Origin of the sequence: Thauera sp. SWB20 (assembly GCF_000831325.1) — a bacterium.
GTDB classification, from domain to species: Bacteria; Pseudomonadota; Gammaproteobacteria; order Burkholderiales; family Rhodocyclaceae; genus Thauera; species Thauera aminoaromatica.
On the sequence record NZ_JTDM01000016.1, the window covers coordinates 88214 to 107709 of the forward strand.

A 19496-nucleotide genomic window follows, 5' to 3' on the forward strand; every position below is an offset into this window, starting at 1 on the left:
ACTCCGCGCGTTTTTACGATCTGCGGGCGCGGATGGGGTCGGTTGTGCGCCCGAAACCTGTCGAATCCTCATTTCGCCACGGAATCAACCATGCAAGTCGTCGTTCTCGCTGCCGGCCAGGGCAAGCGCATGCGCTCGGTCCTGCCCAAGGTCCTCCAACCCATCGCCGGCAAGCCGATGCTGGCCCACGTGCTCGATGCCGCCCGCACGCTCGACGCCCAGCGCGTCTGCGTGGTGTACGGCCATGGGGGTGAAGTGGTGCGCGAGCGCCTCGATGCCGTCGACCTGGCCTGGGCGCGGCAGGAGCCGCAGCTCGGTACCGGTCATGCGGTGCAGCAGGCGCTGCCCCACCTCGACGACGAGCACGTGGCCCTGGTGCTGTACGGCGACGTGCCGCTGATCGGCGTGCCCACGCTGCGCCGCCTGGTCGCCGCCGCCGGCGACGCGCGCCTGGCGCTGCTCACCGTCGAGATGGACAACCCGACCGGCTACGGCCGCATCCTGCGCGACGCCGCCGGCAAGGTGGTGCGCATCGTCGAGGAGAAGGACGCCTCCGACGAGGAGCGCAAGGTGCGCGAGGTGAACACCGGCATCCTGGTCGCCCCGGTCCGCCACCTGCGCGCCTGGCTCGGCCGCATCGGCAACGACAACGCCCAGGGCGAGTACTACCTCACCGACATCATCGGGTTGGCCGTGGCCGACGGCGTCGAGGTGACGACCGTGCAGCCCGACGCCTTCGCCGAGACGCTGGGCGTCAACAACAAGATGCAGCTCGCCGAGCTCGAGCGCATCCACCAGGGCAACATCGCCCGCCGCCTGATGGAAGAGGGCGTCACGCTGATCGACCCGGCGCGCATCGACGTGCGCGGCACGCTCACGGTCGGGCGCGACGTCGAGATCGACGTCAATTGCGTCTTCGAAGGCGAGGTCGAGCTCGGCGACGGCGTACGCATCGGTGCCAACTGCGTCGTCCGCGACGCCCGCATCGGCGCCGGTACCCGGCTCGAGCCCTTCAGCCACGTCGACAGCACCACCATGGGCCAGGCCTGCGTGATCGGGCCCTACGCCCGCACCCGCCCGGGCACCGTGCTCGGCGCCGACGTGCATCTGGGCAACTTCGTCGAGGTCAAAAACAGCGTCATCGCCGACCACTCCAAGGCCAACCACCTGGCCTACGTGGGCGACGCCGACGTCGGCAGCAAGGTCAACATCGGCGCCGGCACCATCACCTGCAACTACGACGGCGCCAACAAGCACCGCACCATCATCGAGGACGAGGTCTTCATCGGCTCCGACACCCAGCTCGTCGCGCCGGTGCGCGTGGGCCGCGGCGCCACCCTGGGCGCCGGCACCACGCTCACCAAGGACGCCCCCGCCGGCCAGCTCACCGTGTCGCGCAGCAAGCAGATCAGCCTCGAACACTGGAAGCGCCCGGTCAAGCAGCCGCGCTGAGCCCCTCCGCCAGCCGATTCGCCCGCCCCGCCCTCCGCACCGAATCCAAAGACCGACAAGGAAGCCCCGCCATGTGTGGCATCGTCACCGCAATCGCAACCAACAACGTCGTCCCGGTCCTGCTCGAGGGCCTGCGCAAGCTCGAGTACCGCGGCTACGACTCGGCCGGCCTCGCCGTGCTCGCCGGCGAGCTCACCCGCCTGCGCTCCTGCGGCCGCGTGGCCGAGCTCGCTGCGCTCGCCGATGCGCGCCAGCTCTCCGCCCACATCGGCATCGCGCACACGCGCTGGGCCACCCACGGCGTGCCCTCCGAGCGCAACGCCCACCCGCACATCTCGGGCGGCCTCGCCGTGGTGCATAACGGCATCATCGAGAACTTCGAATCCATCAAGGCCGACCTGCAGGGCAAGGGCTACGTCTTCGAGTCCGAGACCGACACCGAGGCCATCGCCCACCTCGTCCACTACAAGCTGCAGGCCAACACCGACCTCTTCGAGGCCGTGCGCCAGGCCACCAACGAGCTCGTCGGCGCCTACGCCATCGGCGTGGTCGCCGAGGCCGACCCCTTCCGCGTCATCGTCGCGCGCCGCGGCTCGCCGCTGCTGCTCGGCATCGGCGAGGACGGCATGTACGCCGCCTCCGACACCGCCGCGCTGCTGCAGGTCACGCGCAAGATCGTCTATCTGGAAGACGGCGACCTCGCCGAGCTGCGCCGCGACAGCTACATCGTCATCCGCTCCGACGGCAGCCCGGTCGAGCGCGAGGTGCACATCTCCAGCCTGTCGGCCGACGCGGTCGAACTCGGCAAGTTCCGCCACTACATGCAGAAGGAGATCTTCGAGCAGCCGCAGGCCCTGGCGCAGACGCTGGAGCTGATCGCCGGCGGCGCCGGCATCACCCCGCAGCACTTCGGCGCGCGCGCGGGCGAAGTCTTCGACGGCGTGCGCCGCGTGCTCGTGCTCGCCTGCGGCACCAGCTACCACGCCGGCCTGGTCGCGCGCTACTGGATCGAATCCATCGCCAAGCTGCCGGTCACCGTCGAGATCGCCAGCGAATACCGCTACCGCGAGTCCGTCCCCGACCCCGACACCCTGGTCGTGGTCATCTCGCAGTCGGGCGAGACCGCCGACACCCTGGCCGCGCTCAAGCACGCCAAGGCGCTCGGCATGCAGCGCACGCTGGCGATCTGCAACGTGCCCGAATCCGCCATCGTGCGCGAGACCGCGCTGCGCTTCATCACCCGCGCCGGCCCCGAGATCGGCGTCGCCTCCACCAAGGCCTTCACCACCCAGCTCGCCGCCTTCGCGCTGCTCACGCTCGCGCTCGCCAAGATCAACGGCCGCCTGTCCGCCGAAGACGAGGAGCGCCGCCTCGCCGCGCTGCGCCACCTGCCGGTCGCGGTGCAGAAGGTGCTCGAGCTCGAGCCCGAGATCGAGCAGTGGGCGCAGCGCTTCGCCGGCAAGGAGCACGCGCTCTTCCTGGGCCGCGGCAGCCACTGGCCGATCGCCATGGAAGGCGCGCTCAAGCTCAAGGAGATCTCCTACATCCACGCCGAAGCCTACGCCGCCGGCGAGCTCAAGCACGGCCCGCTCGCCCTGGTGGACAAGGACATGCCGGTGATCGCCGTGTCCCCGGCCGACGAGCTGCTCGAAAAGCTCAAGTCCAACCTGCAGGAAGTCCGCGCGCGCGGCGGCGAGCTCTACGTCTTCGCCGACGCGGGCAGCGAGATCCCCGAGTCGGAAGGCGTGCACATCCTGCACATGCCCGAGCACTACGGCATGCTGTCGCCGGTGCTGCACGTGATCCCGCTGCAGCTGCTGTCGTACCACGCGGCGCTGGTGAAGGGGACGGACGTGGATAAGCCCCGCAACCTCGCGAAGTCGGTCACTGTCGAGTGAAGACGTAGTACTTGATATCCGGTATCACATGATCCATATTCAGGTCGTCATGTGATACCGGAGCCGCCGCCGTGCAACTCGTCACCCCTGAGCAGATCGCCGCAGTGATGGCGCTCGCGCCGGCGCCGCACTCGTTTGCCGAACTCGACGAGCAAGTCGCCGAAGGCCTCCCCAAGGCCGCCCTCAAGGCAGGCGTCGAGCGCCTGGGGCGCAACCCCGACGAGCGCCGCATCCTGCTCCACCGCGTCGTTCCCGAAGCCACCTTCAAGCGCCGCCGCGACCGTCTCAGCCCCACCGAATCCGCAAAGATCGAGCGCCTCGCCCGCGTCTATGCCACCGCCCGCCACGTCTGGAACTCGGACGAGGACGCGCTCGCCTTCCTGCACGCACCGCACGCGATGCTGGGCGGGCAGCCTCCGCTCGAGGTCGCGATGACCGAGCTGGGCGCGCGCCGGGTCGAGACCCTGCTGTGGAGGTTCTTCTACGGCATCGCCGCCTGATGCGCGTCTACCGCATCGCCGACCGGCGTCACCCGATCTGGGACGGAACCGGCGCCGCGCTGCTGGGCGGGCGCTGGAACAGCCCGGGGCATCCCGCCATCTATGGTTCTTTGAGTTCCGCCTGCGCGATGCTCGAGATCCTCGCCCATGCCGGCATCGGACGCATTCCCGGCACGCAGCAGATCGTGATCGCCGAGGTGCCCGACGAGGATGCGCTGGTCGAGCGGCATGAGCAGGCGAGCTTGCCCGACGGCTGGGATGCAGAAGATAGCGGCGCGGCGCGGCAGTTCGGCGACGACTGGCTGGCGTCGAGGCGAAGCCTGGTGCTGGTGGTGCCGTCGGTGGTGGCGCGGCTGGAGTTCAATGCGGTCGTGAACCCGGCGCACCCGGATTTTTCCAGGGTGAGGGTGGGTGCGCCGGAGGCGGTGGTGTGGGATCGGCGGCTGTTCGGGTGAGGGCTTAGCCTCACAAGACCACGGCCGCAGAACGTCCGGGGGCGAGGCGGATGTTTGTGACGCGACGCGGGTTGGGCGTTCGTGTTGATCACGGTGGTGAAGGGTACGAAGGTCACGACGGAGTTCGATCCGTGGCATCCATTCTCGCGGGCGTCCAGGTTGACCGGTCTGGTCCGCGCAGTCTTGGGATGGCGTTGTCCCGCCAGACCCGACACCCATCCTCCCTTTCGACCGCCGATCAATGACAGCTATCAGGATGTGTCTGCCAATAGCGGCATTCGGCCACAAGCTGTCACTAGCCATCCAATCCGGATAGCGGTCATCCAGGCGAGGCGGTATCCTAACCGCCTACGTTCCAGATGGGTTGGAGCACCCTACCACGCAGTCGGCTGCTGCCCATATGCTCTCTTTTTATTTGGCCTTTTGTGAGTTCCGGCTTCTAAACAGCAAATTCCAGACCCTATTATCCCGCATCTGGTGTCGTGCGGCAGAACTGTCGCCCTAGAACAAAGGCCTGCTTGTGCAAGTTCCAGTGAATTTTGAAGATCGTGCGGTCGCATTTATCGATGTGTTAGGGTTCAGGGCTCTTGTGTCTGGCGCTTCAGAAAGTGAGAAGCAGCTCAAGCAACTCACAGAACTGGTACATCTGCTCTCATCAGCCGTGCCAACCTTGGATAAGAGTGTAGAAGCATCGGTCGCCTCGCATCTCATCCCGAAGCACATCTACATCTCCGATTGCATCATTCTGAGCGCCCCACTCACTGATACGGATCGTGAGAGCTACGATGGACTTTCCATAGTTGTTATGCGGGCAATTCAGCTTACGCACTACTTCCTCAAATCTGGGTATCTGATTCGGGGCGGAGTCTCTGTTGGTAAAGTCTGGCACGCGAATTCAAATATCGTTGGCCCTGCCTACCAAGAGGCATTCCTACTTGAGCAGAAAGGTAACGAGCCGATTATAGTGCTTTCAGAGTCTGCAGCAAAAAGGTGGCGTGGCGGATCGCGCATGTGCTTGCAGCATGACGGCAAGGTGTTTGTGAATGGGCTTTTTGACTACTACATTCAAAACAATACGCGGCATGGTGAGATCGAACGCACATATGCTGAATACGCAGAGCTCGCAGACAAGAGGCTTGCAGAAGGTCTTCCACAGTCCGCTGAAGAGAAGTGGTCTTGGTTCAGGAGTTTTCTACAAACAGAGGCTCTAGCAGGTCTCAAGTGGGCGCAGGCCTAACACTGCGCACCAAGGGACGCTCGGCAAGCTGCGCGCCTCTTGGCTTCGACGTTGAACAGCAGCCTTCCTCAAAGCACAACGGCAGCAACGTGTTGAATCCAAACAGTAACGAATGAGCATTTGATATGCCCTCACGCTCGGAAGAAGCAAAGCAACTGCTGATCTCGGTGCAGACCGAATTTCGCGGTGCTCCGCTGGGCTTTGAGACAATAAACGAGACGAAGATGACGACTTTCTCATGAACTCCTAGGGGGAGGGCAGAAGGTATCGCCCAGAAAAGATGAGAACAAGAAAGCAGTCAAAATAGGGGTTTAAGAATGAAAATTTTTCAAGTGTTTTTTGATGCCCATGTTTCCAAAAATTCGCGTCGCCTCCTTCGTATAAATATCGCAACTTGCATGTTATTTTCTTTTACGCCATTTGCTCAGGCGCAAGTTACTTGGTCGCCAGTATCAAGCAACCAAAATTTTGAGGTTGCAATTAACTACGATAGCCTCAAGCGCTCGAGCGGAATTGCAAAACTCAGAATCAAGACTGCTGATAAAGCTGATCGTAGCATCATGTACGAGGATCTTGAAGTTGATTGCGAACTAAAGAGAGTGCGAAGCGTTTGGGCTAAGAGGTATGACTGGCGAAATAAAGTAAGGGGTGTAAGCAGTACGCCAAGCGACTGGGCTGAGGTCCAGCCAAGTACGATCATGGCAGTTATTTATGCTCACGCGTGTGGGCAATAGTGAAAAGCAACTCCATGCCGTAGTTAAATTTATTCATGATTTTCAATAGCTGGCAGCATGATTGGTTCGGCGCGCGTGAATTCTACCGGCACGAAAAAAGCCGCTTTGTATGTAGGATAGGTTTCGTTCGAAAACGCAATAAAGAAAGCTGCTGAGAACTCGAAGCACCGGCTTTTGAGGCCAAAAGTCAAAATAAAAATAAATCGCTGAACTGAGCGCTGGAATTGTTCTTGCTGAACCCGCTCTTGGCGCTTCTACGAGATTTCTATGCCTAATCGGCAACCTTCTTTTGTTGCTAATAGATACTTCGGGCAAGAAACAGCCTTTCGGTTTTGAAATTAGAAAAATACACTGCCACTCCGTCCAAACACTGCCAAGACTAACTATGCCATTTCCAACGCAGCAACGTACGAGCGGTCAAGAACGTGGGAGGCGAGCTGAGGACGTCGCCTCGTGGTTTTTTCGGCTGAATGGGTTTCTAGCGATACCCGGTTTCATTGTTCACCTTGACAGTGCATCATCGCACCAAGGAGAAGACGGGGAGCCTCGAATTGCTCGCACAGAGGCCGATCTTATGGCCGTACGGTTTCCATTTAGCCGTGAAGTTGTCGGCAGCAGGGAAATGCGTGACGCCCAAGAATTGACCAGGCTACAGTCTGGCGATAATGAAAGAAAGCCTCTGTTTGTGCTCGTTGAGGTTAAAGCCAGTTTATGCAAAATGAACGGTCCGTGGACGAATCAGCAAGCCGCGAACATGCAACGCGTTTTGCGCCGGCTTGGTTTTACCCGCGATGAGCGCATAATTCACTCTGCTGCCGCAGCTCTTTATGAACACGCGAGGTGGGAAGGCGGAAGCGTTTTGGTGCAATACATTTGCGTTGGTGGGCAAAAGAGCAGCGAGTTGGCGACTATGTACGATCAGCTAATTCAAATCGATTGGAGGCAGATCGGGGAGTTTATGTTTGAGCGTTTCTCCTCCCATCCCGAGAAAACGCCGTCCGGCCTTGTCCACGACCAGTGGCCCAAATTTGGTCGTGAGTTTGGACGTTGGTTCGTTGGAGGGGGAAAACAACGTGGTCAGATGGAAGCAGGTCGCGCTGTGGAACGGTACGTCAGAGACGGCAGGCTACAGTGAGTCGGTAATGCTGCGCTCAGCCGGACAGCGGCGCCTCCTTCACCAACGTGGCAACTCCGCTACCCGTTCATTCCACGGGTGAAGTCAGCTTTCCAAAGCGTCGATTGACTGCATCGGGTCGCTATCGATAGATTTTCATAGCGGCCACAAGACGCGATTGACCACAGTATCCGGATAGAGATCATCCGGGCAAGTCGGCATGATTGCTTTCGTACCAATTGGGAGTCGTAACGAGCCGCGTGAGAAATGCCGTCGCTTGGCTCCAGATCATTTATGCCTTAATCATTGCTATTGGCATGCCGCTAAGTGCCTACGCTGAGCGAGACTTAATGTTGAAGTTGTCACCCACAGCACTTCTACGCGAGCAGAAGCGAGAAATGTAATGCGGCATCAAGGTTGGGCAGAGGCATAAAACCTTCGCCAAGATGATGCATTCTGGTTGCTGTCGAAGTGGCCTAAATTGGCCACTGAGTAGCTCATACCGCAGCATCAAGGAACCGGACGACGATGCAGCTTCACAGCTAAATATCAGGGGTTCAAATTTTCACATCTATATTTATCAGATCAACAACAATCTGGGCGTTGATGAAGTAAAGCATGTTCATTATCCCGTGGAGGACTAGCGGCACTCCTAACGCCAAACACTGCGCTCCATCTTGGGGGCGCTGAGCGACGGCTTTCCCCAAAGCTCAACGGCAGCAACGGGTCGTTAGGGTGAATTGAGGATTCCGGCGAGCGGCCATCCCCTCCGCATGCAACCGAGCAGAATCGAAGGACGGAGCAGGCCGACCAAGAGCCGCTCCGCTCGAACGACAATTGCCGTTGCGCCAGCTAAGGGTGCCGACGAGTACGCTACGCCGCCACCCACGCAAATCGGGCGTCCATCGCACGAACCCACTCCTCCACCCGCAGCCCTGCGACACGTTCGAACTCGCGGGTGTCGTGCGTGACCAGGCTGGCGTCTTCGGCCCGCGCGTGGCAGGCGGTCCAGAGGGCTCGCGCCGATTGGCGAGCCGGCGGCTTTAAGGCGGGTGGCCTGTTTCGGGCTCCGAAACTCGCTCTCCGGGGCTGTTTTACTGCGCGCGGATGGCCACGAATACGAAGCACCAGGAGGCGTCGATGCATTTCAAGGTCTATTTCGATGACGAGACGGCGCAGCGGCTGACGGCGGCACCCAAGGCCATGGCGGAGAAGTTTGCCGCCATCACCGCGCTGACCGACGCGTTCTGCGCGCAGCCTCTCGACGCTGGACACCGGCGGATGATCCTCCGCGTCGTCGGCGCGCAGGCAGCCGTCGCCCTTGCCGCCTGGCGCCGAGCGCGTGTGGGTGGCCGCGGCCGAGCATGCGGTGGGGCGGGTGAACGACGTGCCTGCGGATCGCGCGGAGGTGTCGAATGAGCCGGTTGTCGACCGAGTCGGTGGAGAAGGCCGTCGATGCCGTTCAGGCGATGGACCGCGCGCAGAAAGAACGCCTCGCCGACGAGATCTTCCGCATGCAGCCGAACATGCTGGGCTCGATCCTGGTGCTGCCCCGGCTCGGGGTGCCGATGGAGAAGGTCGAGTTCGCCGTCGGGGTGCTGCTGGTCTGCTTCCAGGCGATGAAGGAGTCCGGGCTGGCCTGGCCGGTCATCACGGAGGACGAGCAGGAGCGCCAGCTCGCGCGCTTCGTGGCGGCGACGCGCCTCGGCGAGGACATCGCCCCCTCGCTGCGCAGTCGCGCGCTTCGGCGCTACATCTCCGCGCACCCCGAGAAGTCGCTCGCCGCCTACGTGGCGAGCGATACGTCGAAGTGGCTGGGCGAGATCGCGGCCGATGAGTCCGACAAGTACGCGATGCTGGCGGTGTGGAACCTGGTGAACTGCATCGCCTTCGCCGAGCTGCCGCGGTCGAAGCGCGCGAAATCCAGGTAGGCGCAGCGGCACCGCCGTATTCGCGCCTGCCGGCGCTCCTACACAAACCGCCGCGCGTTCCGCCCCCCTGTAGGAGCTGCGGCAGCTGCGAACACGGCGACCCCGCAATCGACGCGGGTGCGGACTTCACCGCCGCATTCGCGCCTGCCGGCGCTCCTACACAAACCGCCGCGCGTCACGCCCCCTGTAGGAGCTGCGGCAGCTGCGAACACGGCGACCCCGCAATCGACGCGGGTGCGGATTTCACCGCCGCTTTCGCGCCTGCCGGCGCTCCTACATGAACCGGCGCGCTTCCGGAGGGCATGTGGAGCGGCGGCAGCCGCGAACCCGTCGGCCCCCGCGAAACCGGCGATAATGCGGCCCGACGCGTGTTCACGCCCTTTCAGGATTCCTCCCCGCTCATGGAAATCAAGGTCAACTTCCTCGACAAGCTTCGCCTCGAAGCCAGGTTCGACGACTTCACGGTGATCGCCGACCAGCCGATCCGCTACAAGGGCGACGGCTCGGCGCCGGGGCCGTTCGACTACTTCCTGGCCTCGTCGGCCTTGTGCGCGGCCTACTTCGTGAAGCTGTACTGCGAGACGCGCAACCTCCCGACCGAGAACATCCGCCTGTCGCAGAACAACATCGTCGACCCGGAGAACCGCTACAAGCAGATCTTCAAGATCCAGGTCGAGCTGCCGGAGGACATCTCCGCCAAGGATCGCCAGGGCATCCTGCGCTCGATCGAGCGCTGCACGGTCAAGAAGGTCGTGCAGACCGGCCCCGAGTTCATCATCGAGGAGGTGGGGAGTCTCGATGCCGACGCCCAGGCCCTGCTGGCGCTGGACCCGGACACCGGCACGCGCACCTATATCGCCGGCAAGGACCTGCCGCTCGAGCAGACCATCGCCAACATGTCGCGGTTTCTGGCCGACCTGGGGATCAAGATCGAGATCGCCTCGTGGCGCAACCTGGTGCCCAACGTGTGGTCGCTGCACATCCGCGATGCGCACTCGCCGATGTGCTTCACCAACGGCAAGGGCGCGAGCAAGGAGAGCGCGCTGGCCTCGGCCCTGGGCGAGTACATCGAGCGCCTCAACTGCAATCACTTCTACAACGACCAGTTCTGGGGCGAGGACATCGGCGACGCCCCCTTCGTGCATTACCCGAACGAGCGCTGGTTCAAGCCCGGCCGCAAGGATGCGCTGCCGGCCGGGCTGCTCGACGACTACTGCCTGGCGATCTACGACCCCGAGGGCGAACTGCGCGCCTCGCATCTCTACGACACCAACTCCGGCAACGTGGCGCGCGGCATCTGCGCGCTGCCCTATGTGCGCCAGTCCGACGGCGAGGTGGTGTATTTCCCCACCAACCTGATCGACAACCTCTACCTCAGCAACGGCATGAGCGCCGGCAACACACTGCCCGAGGCGCAGGTGCAGTGCCTGTCCGAGATCTTCGAGCGCGCGGTGAAGCGCGAGATCCTCGAAGGCGAGCTCGCCCTGCCCGACGTGCCGCCGGAGGTGCTGGCGAAGTATCCCGCCATCGTGGCCGGCATCGAAGGGCTGGAGGCGCAGGGCTTTCCGGTGCTGGTGAAGGACGCGTCGCTGGGTGGCAAGTACCCGGTGATGTGCGTGACGCTTATGAACCCGCGCACCGGCGGCGTGTTCGCCTCCTTCGGGGCGCACCCGAGCCTCGAGGTCGCGCTGGAGCGCAGCCTCACCGAGCTGCTGCAGGGGCGCAGCTTCGAAGGCCTCAACGACCTGCCGGCGCCGACCTTCGAGAGCAACGCGGTGACCGAGCCGAACAACTTCGTCGAGCACTTCATCGACTCCAGCGGCGTGGTGTCGTGGCGCTTCTTCAGTGCCCGGGCCGATCATCCCTTCGTCGAATGGGACTTCTCCGGCCACGGCGAACGTTCCAACGTGGATGAGGCCGCGACCCTGTTCGGCATCCTCGAGGACATGGGCAAGGAAGCGTACATGGCGGTGTTCGACCAGCTCGGCGCCAAGGTCTGCCGCATCGTCGTGCCGGGGTATTCCGAGGTCTATCCGGTCGATGACCTGATCTGGAACAACACCAACAAGGCGCTGGCCTTCCGCGCCGACATCCTCGACCTGCACCGCCTCGACGACGAGGCCCTCGAAGCCCTGCTCGATCGCCTGGAAGAGAGCGAGCTCGACGATTACACCGACATCATCGAGCTGATCGGCATCGAGTTCGACGAGAACACCGTGTGGGGCCAGCTCACGATCCTGGAGCTGAAGCTGCTGATCCATCTCGCCCTGCAGCAGCTCGAGGAGGCGAAGGAGCGCGTGGAGGCCTTGCTGCAATACAACGACAACACGGTCGAGCGCGTGCTGTTCTACCAGGCGCTCAACGTGGTGCTGGAGGTGATGCTGGACGACGAGCTGGAACTGGCCGACTACGAGGCCAACTTCCGCCGCATGTTCGGCGATGCGCGCATGGACGCGGTGATCGGCTCGGTGGAAGGCAGCGTGCGCTTCCACGGCCTGACGCCGACGAGCATGAAGCTCGAGGGGCTCGACCGCCACCAGCGCCTCATCGACAGCTACCGCAAGCTGCACAAGGCGCGGGCGCGCGCGGCGGGGGTGTCCGCGTAGATTTGCGAGCGCGTTCCGCGCCGGTGGCGACGTGCGCTCGGTGTACCAGCTGCAGCGCCAGGGCTCGCCCGAACTCGGGCACTTCTTCGACGGGGAGTCCGCGCTCGACTGCCGCATCCACCCTTACCCCAAGCCCACCATCGCGCTGGCGGCACCGCGCGGTGGCGGAGGTGCGGCGCGAGCAGGTGGAGGCCTTCTTCGCCGGCAACCCCCTGTAGGAGCGCCGGCAGGCGCGAACCCGTGCTCGAGCTCCGCGCCCCTTGGCGGTGATCCGCTTACTCCCCCGCGCCGATCAGCAGGTAATTCGGCCCGCTGCGCACGAAGCCGGCATCGTCTACCAGCATGTCCAGCGCCACCGAGGCGAGGTCGTCGGCGATCGGGTCGACACGGACATTCTTGGGCTGGACGATGAGCTTGGTGTAGCTCTCGCACGACCCGCAGGACTCCGCGCGGGCGATGCCGTCGTCGCCGTCGATCTCGTGCAGGGTGATCTTGTCGCGGTCGCCGCAGCTCACGCAGGTGGCGTGCGGGACGTGCCACTCGGTGTTGCACAGCGTGCAATGCACGTAGCGCAGGCCGGCGGTCGGGCCGTCGCTGCGGATCACGCTCACCACCGGGTGGCTGCCGCACACCGGGCAGGTGCTGTGGGCTTCCATCAGCGGCAGCGCGTCGGCGTCGAGCTTGCTGGCGAGCGCGGTGAACACCACCTGCATCGCCGCGGCGACGTAGGGCAGGCGGGCCATGTCGGCGCCCTCGGGTTCGCCGTTGAGCAGCTTCTCGCCGAGCTTGTCGAGGTCCTCGGCGCTGGTCACGAGCAGCCCGTCGAGCGTCTCGCGCGCGCCGACCGGGGCGTTCTCCAGCAGGTCGCCGACGAGGTTGCGCAGGATCTCGCGCCACACCGCGGGGCGCTGGTACGAGGCCACGCTGATCGGCGGCATGCGATGCTTGCGCGCGCGCGCGAGCACGTCTTCGGCAGGGGGGGCGATGTCCTGCGCCGAGGCTTCCAGTGCTGCATGCTGGGCACGCGACAGGCGGCCGAGGAAGGCGAGCCACTCGCCCAGGCCGTGGTGCAGCGCGAGGGCGTCGAAACGCTCGGCGCGCGCGAGGAAGACGGTGCCCGGATCGGGCAGGAGGATGGCGGCGGCTTCGCCCGAGGGCGGCAGTTCGATGGCTTGGGTGTTCATGGTGTCTCTGGATGGAATGGCGCCCGCGATGATCGGCGCAGTGGAGGGGCGAATGCAAGCCGGAGATGCATGGGCCGCCCCCGCAGGAGTTCAGCGCGGCGTTGCCGGCGGTAAGGCCAGGGCTCTTCAGGGTTTGCCTGTAGGCCTGGCCCGAATCTGCGCCGCGCCAGGAAAACAATCGTATTCTGTCCGATGTGGCGCGGAGGCGGTTTTGCCGGGTGCGGGTCCTGTCCGGCTGCCCCGGAAGAAACCTGCCGGCGCCCCGAACAAGAATCGGCGATCACCCGGACAACCTGGAGGAAGACCCCCATGAACGAGCCCCGAAGCGTCTCGCGCCCCTTGTCGCCGCGCGTCGCGCTCTTCGCCACCTGCCTGGTGGACGCGATGCGCCCCAGCATCGGCTTCGCCGCGCTCAAGCTGCTGCGCGACGCCGGCTGCCGGGTCGAGGTGCCGCAGGCGCAGACCTGCTGCGGCCAGCCCGCCTTCAACAGCGGCGACACCGCGCACGCGGCCACGCTCGCGCGCCATTTCATCCAGACCTTCGAGGGCTACGACTACGTGGTCGCGCCCTCGGGCTCCTGTATCGGCATGACCAGGGTGCACTACGCCGAGGCGCTCGCCGACGACCCCGCCTGGGCCGAGCGCGCGCGCCGCCTGGGCGAGCGCAGCTTCGAGCTGATGAGCTTCCTGGTCGACGTGATGGGCTACGCGCCCACGGACGTGCGGCTCGACACCAGCTTCACCTACCACGACAGCTGCTCGGGCCTGCGCGAGCTCGGCGTGCATGACCAGCCGCGCGCGCTGCTCGGCAAGGTCGCGGGGCTCACCTTGAAGCCGCTCGAGGGCAACGACGTGTGCTGCGGCTTCGGCGGCACCTTCTGCGTCAAGTATGCGGCCATCTCCAACGCGGTCGTCGGCGAGAAGGCCGAGGCCATCGAGCGCAGCGGCGCGCAGCTGCTGCTTGGCGGCGACCTCGGCTGCCTGATGAACATGGCGGGCAAGCTCAAGCGCAAGGGCTCGGGCGTGCGCGCCTTCCACGCCGCCGAGGTGCTCGCCGGCATGGGCGGCGGGCCGGCCATCGGCGAGGAGGGCTGAGTCATGGAAGAAGCCACGCTGTCCTTCAAGGCGCGCGCCGAGCGCGCGCTCGCCGACCCCACGCTCAAGATCGCGATCGACCGCACCACCGGCACCGCCGAGCGCAAGCGCGCGGTGGCGATGAGCCAGTTCCCGCAGTTCGAGGCGGCGCGCGAGCGCGGCAAGCGCATCAAGGACCACGTGATCGCCAACCTCGATCACTACCTGCTCGAGTTCGAACGCAACGCGATCGCCTCGGGCGCCAAGGTGTACTGGGCCGCGACCGCCGAGGAGGCCTCGCAGATCGTCGTGCGTCTGTGCAAGGAAGCCGGCGCGAAGCGCGTCACCCGCGTCAAGTCGATGCTGGGCGAGGAGATCGGCCTGCCGCATGCGCTCGACGAGGCCGGCATCGAGCGCGTCGAGACCGACCTCGCCGAGCACATCGTGCAGCTCGGCGGCGACCGCCCCTCGCACATCGTGTGGCCGTCGATGCACCGCACGCGCGAGCAGGTGTCGGAGATGTTCAAGCGCCTGCACCGCGCCCCGCACCAGGAAGAGACCATCGAGGCCATGGTCGACAGCGCGCGCCGCGAGCTGCGCGACAAGTTCCTTTCCGCGGACGTCGCCATCTCGGGCGCCAACTTCCTGCTCGCCGACACTGGCGCCACCTGCACGGTGACCAACGAGGGCAACGCCGAGCTCACCACCACGCCGCCGCGGGTGCACATCGTCACCGCCGGCATCGAGAAGCTCGTCCCCAGCATGGGGCACGCCATCGCCATGCTGCGCCTGCTGGTGCGCTCGGCCACCGGCGCGGATGTCACCCAGTACACCACCTTCCACTGCGGGCCGAAGCAGGCGGGCGATCGCGACGGTCCGGAAGAATTCCACATCGTGCTGGTCGACAACGGCCGCAGCCGCATGCTGGGCGAGGGCATGAAGGAGATGCTGCGCTGCATCCGCTGCGGCGCCTGCATGAACCACTGCGTGGTCTTCCGCCAGCTCGGCGGCCACGTCTATGGCGGCACCTACCCGGGGCCGATGGGCGCGGTGCTCACCCCGGTGTTCGACGGCCTGGAGAAATCGCGCGACCTGCCGCACGCGTGCACGATGAACGGCAAGTGCCAGGAGGTGTGCCCGGTGGCGATCCCGCTGCCCACGCTGCTGCGCGGCTGGCGCGACCGCTCGTGGCGCGAGGGGCTGGAGCCCTCGGTGGTGCGCTTCGGGCTAGGCATCCACACCTTCGTCGCCTCGCACCCGCGGCTGTACCGCCTGGGCACGGCGATCGCGGTGCGGGTGATGCGGCTCTTCAGCCGCGGCGGCCTCGTCAAGGGGATGCCCGGGCTGGGCGCGTGGACCGCGCATCGCGAGTTCCCGGCGCCGGCCAAACGCACCTTCATGGAAATGGTCAAGGATCAGGAGAACGCCCGATGAGCGCGCGCGAAGCCATTCTCAATGCAGTGCGCGGCGGCCTCGGCCACCGCACGGTCGACCCGGCGGCGCTGCGCCGCGAGGCCGACGCCCTGCTCGAAGACCTGCCCGCGATCCGCCCCGGCCTGCTCGCCGACGACCTCGTCGAGGCCTTCATCGCCCGCCTGGTCACCCCCAAGGTCGCCGCCACCGCCGAGCGCATCGCCGACGCAAGCGCGCTGCCCGCCGCGGTCGCGCGCTATGTGGAAGCGCGCGGCCTGCCCGCTGCGATCGCGCTCCAGCCCGCGGCGGTGCTGCAGGCGCTCGACTGGGCAGGCTTCGAGCTGCACGAGCGCGTCGCCCCCGACGAGACCCTGGCCGTGGGCTTCGCGCGCTGGGGCATCGCCGAGACCGGCTCGCTGGTCTTCCATTCGGATGCCGAGACGCCGATCCTCGCCAACTTCCTGCCTCTGCACCACCTGGTGATGGTGCGCGCGAGCACGGTGCTGGCCTACCTCGACGACTACGCCGCCGCCACCGCCGGCCAGCGCCCGCCGCGCAACGTCAACATCATCACCGGCGCCAGCGGCACCACCGACATCGAGGGCAGCCTGGTGCTCGGTGCGCACGGGCCGCGGTATCTGCACGTGGTGATCGTCGAGGACGCTCCCGCCGCCTGAGCGCGCCGAGCCAGGAATCCGCGCAGCGCATATTTGCACGCCGTGTTCGCGCCTGCCGGCGCTCCTACATGGGAGCGCGTGCGCACACATCATGCCGCGCGTATCGCATCCCCGCTTCGCGCCGGCATCCCGCCGCGACGGGTTCATGTAGGAGCGCCGGCAGGCGCGAACACGGCGCCGCCCGCGACGCGCGTCGGTTTCCGAAACGCCCGCTTCGCGGCTGCCGCTGCTCCTACATGACGCCGCGACGGGTCTATGTAGGAGCGCCGGCAGGCGCGAACACGGCGCCGCCGCCCGCGATGCGCGTCGGTTTCGGAAACGCCCGCTTCGCGGCTGCCGCCGCTCCTACAGGGCGCCGCGACGGGTCTATGTAGGAGCGCCGGCAGGCGCGAACATGGCGCCCCCGCCCGCGACGCGCATCGGTTTCGGAAACGCCCGCTTCGCGGCTGCCGCCGCTCCTACATGACGCCGCGACGGGTCTATGTAGGAGCGCCGGCAGGCGCGAACACGCCGCCCCCGCCCGCGACGCGCATCGGTTTCGGAAACGCCCGCTTCGCGGCTGCCGCCGCTCCTACATGACGCCGCGACGGGTCTATGTAGGAGCGCCGGCAGGCGCGAACACGCCGCCGCCCCCCGCGACGCGCGTCGGTTTCGGAAACGCCCGCCCCTCGGCGGCCCCTGCTACGGCGCCAGCCGTCGCCGTGCCCAGCTGCCGTCGGGCTGCAGTCGGTAGGCGATGCGGTCGTGCAGGCGGGACGTGCGGCCCTGCCAGAACTCCCAGTAGTCCGGCAACAGGCGGTAGCCGCCCCAGTGCGGCGGGCGCGGCGGGTTGAGGCCGAATTTCAGCCCGTATTCCGCTGCCCGCGAGACGATCGTGGTACGCCCGTCGATGACCTCGCTCTGCGGCGAGGCCCAGGCGCCGATGCGGTGGGCGAGCGGGCGGGTGGCGAAGTAGGCGTCCGACTCCTCCGCCGCAACCTTCTCGACGCGGCCCTCGATGCGCACGACGCGCTCCATCTCGACCCAGTGGAACTGCAGCGCGGCGAAGGGGCGCGCCTCCAGCTCGCGGCCCTTGCGGCTGTGGTAGTTCGAGTACCAGACGATGCCGCGCGCGTCGCAGCCCTTGATCAGCACCGGCCGGGTCGACGGTCGGCCATCCTCGCCGACCGTGGCCACGGTCATCGCGTTGGGCTCGGGAAGCCCGCGCTCGAGCGCCTGCGACAGCCAGGTCTCGAACTGCTGCAGCGGCTCGTTCGCCGAGTCGTGCTCTTCCAGCGTGCCTTGCTCGTAGCTCTTGCGCAGATCCGACAGGGGGGCGTTCTTGCTCATCGTTCTTTCCAGGGGATGTTGCGGGAAGTCACAGCCTCCATTGTCGCCAAATCGTCCGCCCGCGCGTCACGTTTTTCCCATGTGGGAGCGGCGCAAGGCGCGAATACCGCGCCTGCCGGAGCGAGGCCGGTGCCGGCACCACCGCCGCATTCGCGCCTGCCGGCGCTCCTACATGAGCCGTCGCGGCCCCGATGTCGTGCGCGCGGTCTGGTGCGGGCACATGAACCGGCTGCCTTTTCCGCTACGCCCCTCCCGCAAGACTCCCGCCCCCCCACGCGCTCCCCCTCGCACGCGACGTCTTCTCCGCGCGCGATACGCCATGTAGGAGCGCCGGCAGGCGCGAATGGGCGTTCGGAGGGTTGGCGGTGCAGGCTCGACCGCCGCATTCGCGCCTGCCGGCGCTCCTACATGGACCGTCGCGGTTCCGAGGTCCTGCGGGCGTGTCTACACGGCCGCTTCGCGCACGTGGCGGCGGGAGATCGCGCGCAGCAGCGCGCCGAAGAGCAGGGTGGCGGCGAGGGTCGCGAGGACGCAGGCCTCCCAGAAGCCGGCCACCGTCGGGGCCTCGGTGCGCCAGGGGGCGTGGAAGCTGAGCCAGTAGCCGCCGGCCAGCCCGATGCCCCAGAAGCAAAAGGTGTGCACCAGCATCGGCAGCAGCGTGACCTTGTAGCCGCGCAGGGCGTGGGCGGCGACGGTCTGCAAGGCGTCGAAGCACTGGTAGAGGAGCAGCCACACGACCAGCCCGAGCGCGACCGCCTGCACCGCCGGGTCGGCGGACGAGAAGGCCACCAGCGGCTCGCGCAGCACCCACAGCAGCGCGCCCACCAGCAGCGAGAAGCCGAGGGCGAGATTCATCCCCAGCCGTGCGGTGCGGCGCGCGCGGCGCCAGTCCTGCGCGCCGGCCGACTGCCCCACCAGCACCATGGTGGCGATCGACAGCGACAGCGGCAGCATGTAGATCATGCCGGTGAAGTTGGCGATGACGCGGTGCCCGGCCACCGTCTCGGTGCCGAGGCGGGCGGCGAGGATGGCGATCAGGGTGAAGGAGCTGATGTCGATGAAGGTCGACACCCCCATCGGCAGGCCGAGCCGCAGCAGCTGGCCGAGCGCCTGCGCGCGCGGAGCCTGCCAGGCGTGGAAGAGGCGATAGGGTTTGTAGGCCGGGTTGAAGACCAGGTAGGCGAAGCCGCAGCCGAGCGCGATCCAGTGCACCGTCGCGGTCGATACGCCGCAGCCGGTCCCGCCCATCGGCGCGAAGCCGAGCGCGCCGTTGGTGAGCGCCCAGGCGAGCGGGATGTGGACAGACATGGTGATCGCGCTGATCGCCATCAGCACGCGCGGGCGCCCGACCGCGTTGTTGAAGGCGTAGAAGCTGCGGTAGAGCAGCAGTGCGGGCAGACCGAAGGCGGTCGCGGCGAGGTAGTCGGCGGCCTTGGCGGCGACCGCGGGCGGCACGCTCGCCGCCTCGAGCAGGAAGCCCGGGTTCAGCAGCAGTGCGATGCCGGGGCCGGCGAGCAGCAGCGCGAGCCAGAAGCCTTGCTGCAGCGCGGGGGCGATCGCCTCCTGGCGGCCGGCGCCGACGTGGTGTGCGATCGTCGGCGAGATCGCCTGCAGGGTGCCGGTGAGCAGCATCACCACCGAGATGTAGTAGCTGCTGCCGATGGCGACGCCGGCGAGGTCCGCGGTGCCGTAGCGCCCGGCGATCACGGTGTCCGCCACCATCATCGTCATCGACAGCAGCTGGGCGATCAGGATCGGCCACGCCAGGTGGAGCAGCTGCCCGACGATGGCACGGGTGCCGGTGGGGGAGGCGGAGGTGGAGGGGCTCATGGAGGGGTGGCGCCGGCAGGCCCCCGGAGAGGGGCCCGCCGCACCGGAATGCAGGTGGGGGC

At 66.1% G+C, this 19496-nt stretch carries 16 protein-coding genes and 1 pseudogene; 14 read left to right on the top strand and 3 right to left on the bottom strand.

What is annotated here, in order from left to right:
• Positions 1-90 precede the first annotated feature (90 nt).
• The 11 genes and pseudogenes from glmU to PO78_RS23525 form a co-directional block, all read left to right on the top strand.
• On the top strand, positions 91-1452 hold the full coding sequence (gene glmU, locus PO78_RS07895; protein ID WP_043743075.1) for a bifunctional UDP-N-acetylglucosamine diphosphorylase/glucosamine-1-phosphate N-acetyltransferase GlmU: 1362 nt from the start codon (positions 91-93) through the stop codon (positions 1450-1452).
• Between the two features lie 71 nt (positions 1453-1523).
• On the top strand, positions 1524-3350 hold the full coding sequence (glmS, locus tag PO78_RS07900; protein WP_012586034.1) for a glutamine--fructose-6-phosphate transaminase (isomerizing): 1827 nt from the start codon (positions 1524-1526) through the stop codon (positions 3348-3350).
• 71 nt (positions 3351-3421) lie between these two features.
• Entirely contained in the window at positions 3422-3850 is a 429-nt protein-coding gene (locus PO78_RS07905) for an antitoxin Xre/MbcA/ParS toxin-binding domain-containing protein (protein WP_043743077.1), read from the top strand.
• On the top strand, positions 3850-4305 hold the full coding sequence (locus PO78_RS07910; RefSeq protein WP_012586033.1) for an RES family NAD+ phosphorylase: 456 nt from the start codon (positions 3850-3852) through the stop codon (positions 4303-4305). The genes PO78_RS07905 and PO78_RS07910 overlap by 1 nt, the downstream gene beginning before the upstream one ends.
• A 532-nt stretch (positions 4306-4837) precedes the next feature.
• Positions 4838-5542 (top strand): hypothetical protein, encoded by a 705-nt coding sequence (locus PO78_RS22210; RefSeq protein ID WP_082047707.1) that lies wholly within the window; start codon positions 4838-4840, stop codon positions 5540-5542.
• A 317-nt stretch (positions 5543-5859) separates the two neighbouring features.
• Positions 5860-6276 carry a surface-adhesin E family protein gene (locus tag PO78_RS22815; RefSeq protein ID WP_156147788.1) on the top strand — a complete coding sequence of 139 codons (417 nt, stop codon included), beginning with the start codon at positions 5860-5862 and terminating at the stop codon, positions 6274-6276.
• Between the two features lie 622 nt (positions 6277-6898).
• The gene (locus PO78_RS22820; protein ID WP_156147789.1) at positions 6899-7411 is read left to right on the top strand and encodes a hypothetical protein; all 513 of its coding nucleotides are present in this window, start codon (positions 6899-6901) and stop codon (positions 7409-7411) included.
• Between the two features lie 1119 nt (positions 7412-8530).
• On the top strand, positions 8531-8809 hold the full coding sequence (locus tag PO78_RS07915) for a hypothetical protein (RefSeq protein WP_156147790.1): 279 nt from the start codon (positions 8531-8533) through the stop codon (positions 8807-8809).
• Positions 8806-9321 carry a hypothetical protein gene (locus PO78_RS07920; RefSeq protein WP_043743082.1) on the top strand — a complete coding sequence of 172 codons (516 nt, stop codon included), beginning with the start codon at positions 8806-8808 and terminating at the stop codon, positions 9319-9321. Before PO78_RS07915 ends, PO78_RS07920 begins: the two co-directional genes overlap by 4 nt.
• A gap of 401 nt (positions 9322-9722) precedes the next feature.
• Entirely contained in the window at positions 9723-11927 is a 2205-nt protein-coding gene (locus PO78_RS07925) for an OsmC domain/YcaO domain-containing protein (RefSeq protein WP_043743249.1), read from the top strand.
• Positions 11928-11946: 19 nt separating this feature from the next.
• Positions 11947-12066, top strand: a pseudogene (locus PO78_RS23525) (enoyl-CoA hydratase/isomerase family protein); the annotation flags it as partial.
• Between the two features lie 136 nt (positions 12067-12202).
• On the opposite strand, the gene fdhE reads toward PO78_RS23525, so the two are convergent.
• Complete coding sequence (gene fdhE, locus PO78_RS07930) at positions 12203-13111, bottom strand: formate dehydrogenase accessory protein FdhE (RefSeq protein WP_043743087.1); 909 nt, start codon at positions 13109-13111, stop codon at positions 12203-12205.
• Between the two features lie 309 nt (positions 13112-13420).
• On the opposite strand from fdhE, the gene PO78_RS07935 reads away from it, so the two are divergent.
• From PO78_RS07935 to PO78_RS07945, 3 genes are read left to right on the top strand one after another with little or no spacing between them, the layout of a single operon-like run.
• Positions 13421-14206, top strand: coding sequence for a (Fe-S)-binding protein (locus PO78_RS07935; protein WP_043743089.1), 786 nt, complete (start codon positions 13421-13423; stop codon positions 14204-14206).
• Positions 14207-14209: 3 nt separating this feature from the next.
• The gene (locus tag PO78_RS07940) at positions 14210-15619 is read left to right on the top strand and encodes a LutB/LldF family L-lactate oxidation iron-sulfur protein (protein ID WP_043743092.1); all 1410 of its coding nucleotides are present in this window, start codon (positions 14210-14212) and stop codon (positions 15617-15619) included.
• A complete protein-coding gene (locus PO78_RS07945; RefSeq protein WP_043743094.1) occupies positions 15616-16275 on the top strand; it encodes a LutC/YkgG family protein in 660 nt (219 codons plus the stop codon). The genes PO78_RS07940 and PO78_RS07945 overlap by 4 nt, the downstream gene beginning before the upstream one ends.
• A gap of 681 nt (positions 16276-16956) precedes the next feature.
• Here the strand turns inward: PO78_RS07945 and pdxH are convergent.
• Positions 16957-17604, bottom strand: coding sequence for a pyridoxamine 5'-phosphate oxidase (gene pdxH, locus PO78_RS07950; RefSeq protein ID WP_043743095.1), 648 nt, complete (start codon positions 17602-17604; stop codon positions 16957-16959).
• A 444-nt stretch (positions 17605-18048) separates the two neighbouring features.
• Positions 18049-19434: an MATE family efflux transporter gene (locus PO78_RS07955; RefSeq protein ID WP_052484387.1), complete on the bottom strand. Its 1386-nt coding sequence runs from the start codon at positions 19432-19434 to the stop codon at positions 18049-18051.
• Positions 19435-19496: the final 62 nt, after the last annotated feature.

What these genes read in the sequence shown, in the direction of transcription:
- glmU (WP_043743075.1), top strand. Translation starts at nt 91, where the DNA reads ATGCAAGTCGTCGTTCTCGCTGCCGGCCAGGGCAAGCGCATGCGCTCG.
- PO78_RS22820 (WP_156147789.1), top strand. Translation starts at nt 6,899, where the DNA reads ATGCGTGACGCCCAAGAATTGACCAGGCTACAGTCTGGCGATAATGAA.
- PO78_RS07945 (WP_043743094.1), top strand. Translation starts at nt 15,616, where the DNA reads ATGAGCGCGCGCGAAGCCATTCTCAATGCAGTGCGCGGCGGCCTCGGC.
- PO78_RS07940 (WP_043743092.1), top strand. Translation starts at nt 14,210, where the DNA reads ATGGAAGAAGCCACGCTGTCCTTCAAGGCGCGCGCCGAGCGCGCGCTC.
- PO78_RS07910 (WP_012586033.1), top strand. Translation starts at nt 3,850, where the DNA reads ATGCGCGTCTACCGCATCGCCGACCGGCGTCACCCGATCTGGGACGGA.
- PO78_RS22815 (WP_156147788.1), top strand. Translation starts at nt 5,860, where the DNA reads ATGAAAATTTTTCAAGTGTTTTTTGATGCCCATGTTTCCAAAAATTCG.
- PO78_RS07925 (WP_043743249.1), top strand. Translation starts at nt 9,723, where the DNA reads ATGGAAATCAAGGTCAACTTCCTCGACAAGCTTCGCCTCGAAGCCAGG.
- PO78_RS07915 (WP_156147790.1), top strand. Translation starts at nt 8,531, where the DNA reads ATGCATTTCAAGGTCTATTTCGATGACGAGACGGCGCAGCGGCTGACG.
- PO78_RS07955 (WP_052484387.1), bottom strand. Translation starts at nt 19,434, where the DNA reads ATGAGCCCCTCCACCTCCGCCTCCCCCACCGGCACCCGTGCCATCGTC.
- PO78_RS07920 (WP_043743082.1), top strand. Translation starts at nt 8,806, where the DNA reads ATGAGCCGGTTGTCGACCGAGTCGGTGGAGAAGGCCGTCGATGCCGTT.
- pdxH (WP_043743095.1), bottom strand. Translation starts at nt 17,604, where the DNA reads ATGAGCAAGAACGCCCCCCTGTCGGATCTGCGCAAGAGCTACGAGCAA.
- PO78_RS07935 (WP_043743089.1), top strand. Translation starts at nt 13,421, where the DNA reads ATGAACGAGCCCCGAAGCGTCTCGCGCCCCTTGTCGCCGCGCGTCGCG.
- fdhE (WP_043743087.1), bottom strand. Translation starts at nt 13,111, where the DNA reads ATGAACACCCAAGCCATCGAACTGCCGCCCTCGGGCGAAGCCGCCGCC.
- glmS (WP_012586034.1), top strand. Translation starts at nt 1,524, where the DNA reads ATGTGTGGCATCGTCACCGCAATCGCAACCAACAACGTCGTCCCGGTC.